Here is a 2,828-nt window from a genome sequence, read left to right as displayed (position 1 = left end):
GCCTCATTCCTTCCAACACCCCTCATCCGACCGAGCTTCGCTCGGGCACCTTCTCCCACAAGGGGAGAAGGAAAATTAAAAAACCGGCGTCAGCTTGCTTCTGACGCCGGTCATTCAGGTTTTGGGATCGTCGCACCTGATTTTTCCAAGGAAAAACCGAGGTTGGTTCGATCCGACGCTGACCCGTGGGCGGGGGGCTTGGGGTTTACGAGCCGGTGCCGGACCGAACCGTCTCAGGCAACGCCGGTAAACTCGTCGGAGATTGGGGCATGAGCGCGGATTATTTGTGGCGAGATTGTGGCAGAGGATCACCAATTCCAACACATGTTTCGCAAACGTGACTGGACGATTGGGAAAGCGCGCGACCGTGCGCATGCGTGGCTGGCCCTTGCAATTCGATCCTGAAAGCGCGAACCTTGGCCGGCGCATGATTCAATCGAAGGATCGAGGCATGACCGATCACAGCGGCGGGACGGAGGATGGGGAAGCATCCGGAATATTGATCCCGTTGCACGACGCGCGCAGCGCACGCCTCGACCAGCCGGTGCGATTCGACCGGCGCGAGCTTGATCAGATCCTGAGGCTCTACGGGCGCATGGTGGCGGCCAATGAATGGCGCGACTATGCTATAGATCATCTCACTGATCGCGCTGTCTTTTCCGTCTTCCGCCGGGCCAGCGAAGTGCCGCTGTTCCAGATCGTCAAGGACCCCAAGCTGGCGCGCCGCCAAGGCGCCTTCGCCGTCATCGCGGCAGGAGGCCGCATCCTCAAGCGCGGCCAGGAACTCGGCCGCGTGCTTGGGGTCTTCGATGCCAAGCTGAAGGTCGTCGAGGCTTAGGGGAAAAAAGAGGAATTGAGGAACTGAAGAATTGAAGAACTGAGGAAAAGGGCGCCTGACGCGCCAGTTCGCAGCCGTCTTTCTTCAATTCCTCAATTCTTCAGTTCCTCAATTCCTCTCAATTCCCGAAACCGCCGCTCCGGCAGCGAATCAGGATCCGGTGGCAGCTCTGCGCCGCCATTCAGCGACAGCTGCATGAACACCGTGTCCAGCCAGCGCCCGTGCTTGTAGCCTGATCCTTCCAACCGCCCGGAATGGTGGAAGCCGAGCTTCTCGTGCAGCCGTACCGAGGCGCTGTCGGCATGGCCGTCGCCGATGACCGCGATGATCTGGCGGAAGCCCGCCGCGCGCGCCGTTTCGATCAACGCCCGCATCAGCAGCGAGCCGACGCCCTGCCCCTTGGCCTCGGGCGCGACATAGACCGAATCCTCGATGACGAATCGGTAGGCGGGGCGCGGCCGGAACGGTCCGGCATAGGCGTAGCCGAGCACGGCGCCGCCCTTTTCCGCCACCAGATAGGGGAAGCCGCCCGCCGCCAGAGTGTCGAATCGGTTGCCCATTTCAGCGCGGGTGGGCGGCTCCAGCTCGTAGCTCGCCGTGCCGTGGACGACCGCATCGGCGTAGATTTCAGTGATCCGGTCAAGGTCGGCCGCAGTTGCAGCCCTGATCGCAATATTGCTCATAATCTATGCAGTTTGTTCTCCTGCCTCGATAACAGCAAAGGCATGCAAAAAAGGAAAGGGCGGCCGTTGGGCCGCCCTTTCGCAACTCTATGGTCCAGTGAGACCGGGTAACCGTCCTTAGCGGCGGTCGCCCATGAACTGCAGCAGGAACATGAACAGGTTGATGAAGTCGAGATAGAGCTGCAGGGCGCCCATGATCGCCTTGCGGCCGGCGACGTCGGCGACGTCACCCTCGAAATACATCTCCTTGATCCGCTGCGTGTCGTAGGCGGTGAGGCCGGCGAAGACCAGCACGCCGATCGCCGAGATGGCGAAGGCGAGCGCCGACGACTGCAGGAAGATGTTGATCAGCATCGCGATCAGCAGGCCGATCACGCCCATGATCAGGAACGAGCCGAACGCCGACAGGTCACGCCTGGTCGTGTAGCCGTAGAGCGACAGACCGCCGAAGGCCGCGGCCGTGGCGAAGAAGGTCTGGGTGATGCTGGTGCCGGTGTAGACGAGGAAGATCGTCGACAGCGACAGGCCGACAAGGCCGGCATAGACCCAGAACGTGGTCTGCGCCGCCGCCACGCTCATCGACTGGATGCGAAACGACAGGAACATCACGGCGGCGAGCGGCGCCAGGATGACGACCCAGCGGAACGCGCTGGCGTAAATGAGCTGGCCGAAACCGGTCAGTTGGCCGTCGCCGGTGACGGCGAGGTGGAAGGCGCCCCAGGCGGCAAGGCCGGTAATGAGCAGGCCAAGCCCCATGAGGTTGTAGACTTTGATCATATAGGCGCGCAGGCCCTGATCGATATCGACGCGCGCGCCGGAGGCGGCGCCCGTCTGGTAGTTGCGAATGGGATCAGCCATTGGAAATCCTCTGTTGCTTCTGCCCCGTCCGGTGACAGGTCCGCTTGGATTGATCCCTGGACCAGGCGCCGCTGGCGGGACTCCAGCATGCCTGTTGCGAAATATGATGGTTCTTGACGTCAAGAACAAGACGGTAACGGGTCGTAACGCTTTGTGAGAGTGCGAAAGGCCGGTTTTTGGGCCTTCCGGCGGGCATTCTTACAGAGATTTAATCGGGCCGGGACTTGGAGCCGCGCTCGGTTAGAGGTTGCGCAGCACCGGCGCCGCCTTATGGCCGAGCACCCGCCAGGTGCCGGCAAGGCCGATGCCGACGGTGACCGTCAGCGAGACCAGGATCGTCGCCACCGCCACCTCCGGCATGAAATGCGACGGCAGCGTCATGATATGCGCGACCACGAACCAGGCGGCGATACCGCCGGCGGCCAGCGCGAACAGCGCTGTCGCAAGGC

4 protein-coding genes are annotated in these 2,828 nt (G+C 62.2%); 1 reads left to right on the top strand and 3 read right to left on the bottom strand.

Annotation, left to right across the window (positions count from 1 at the left end; genetic code table 11):
• Positions 1-451 precede the first annotated feature (451 nt).
• Positions 452-838 (top strand): DUF2794 domain-containing protein, encoded by a 387-nt coding sequence (locus EOA27_RS30495; RefSeq protein ID WP_126080434.1) that lies wholly within the window; start codon positions 452-454, stop codon positions 836-838.
• Positions 839-930: 92 nt separating this feature from the next.
• Here the strand turns inward: EOA27_RS30495 and EOA27_RS30490 are convergent, their stop codons facing one another.
• The 3 genes from EOA27_RS30490 to EOA27_RS30480 form a co-directional block, all read right to left on the bottom strand.
• Complete coding sequence (locus EOA27_RS30490; protein WP_126080433.1) at positions 931-1,521, bottom strand: GNAT family N-acetyltransferase; 591 nt, start codon at positions 1,519-1,521, stop codon at positions 931-933.
• Between the two features lie 117 nt (positions 1,522-1,638).
• A complete protein-coding gene (locus EOA27_RS30485) occupies positions 1,639-2,379 on the bottom strand; it encodes a Bax inhibitor-1/YccA family protein (protein WP_126080432.1) in 741 nt (246 codons plus the stop codon).
• 240 nt (positions 2,380-2,619) lie between these two features.
• Positions 2,620-2,828 (bottom strand): hypothetical protein (locus tag EOA27_RS30480; RefSeq protein WP_145970630.1); only part of this gene is annotated, 209 nt, incomplete at its 5' end.

The organism is Mesorhizobium sp. M2A.F.Ca.ET.037.01.1.1, assembly GCF_003998075.1.
In the GTDB taxonomy this organism is placed as follows: domain Bacteria; phylum Pseudomonadota; class Alphaproteobacteria; order Rhizobiales; family Rhizobiaceae; genus Mesorhizobium.
The sequence above is the reverse complement of the archived record's forward strand: the minus strand, read 5'-3'. Positions and strand labels throughout refer to the sequence as shown.

Bases quoted from the DNA above. Each gene is read 5' to 3' on its own strand.
- EOA27_RS30495 (WP_126080434.1), top strand. From the start codon at position 452: ATGACCGATCACAGCGGCGGGACGGAGGATGGGGAAGCATCCGGAATA.
- EOA27_RS30490 (WP_126080433.1), bottom strand. From the start codon at position 1,521: ATGAGCAATATTGCGATCAGGGCTGCAACTGCGGCCGACCTTGACCGG.
- EOA27_RS30485 (WP_126080432.1), bottom strand. From the start codon at position 2,379: ATGGCTGATCCCATTCGCAACTACCAGACGGGCGCCGCCTCCGGCGCG.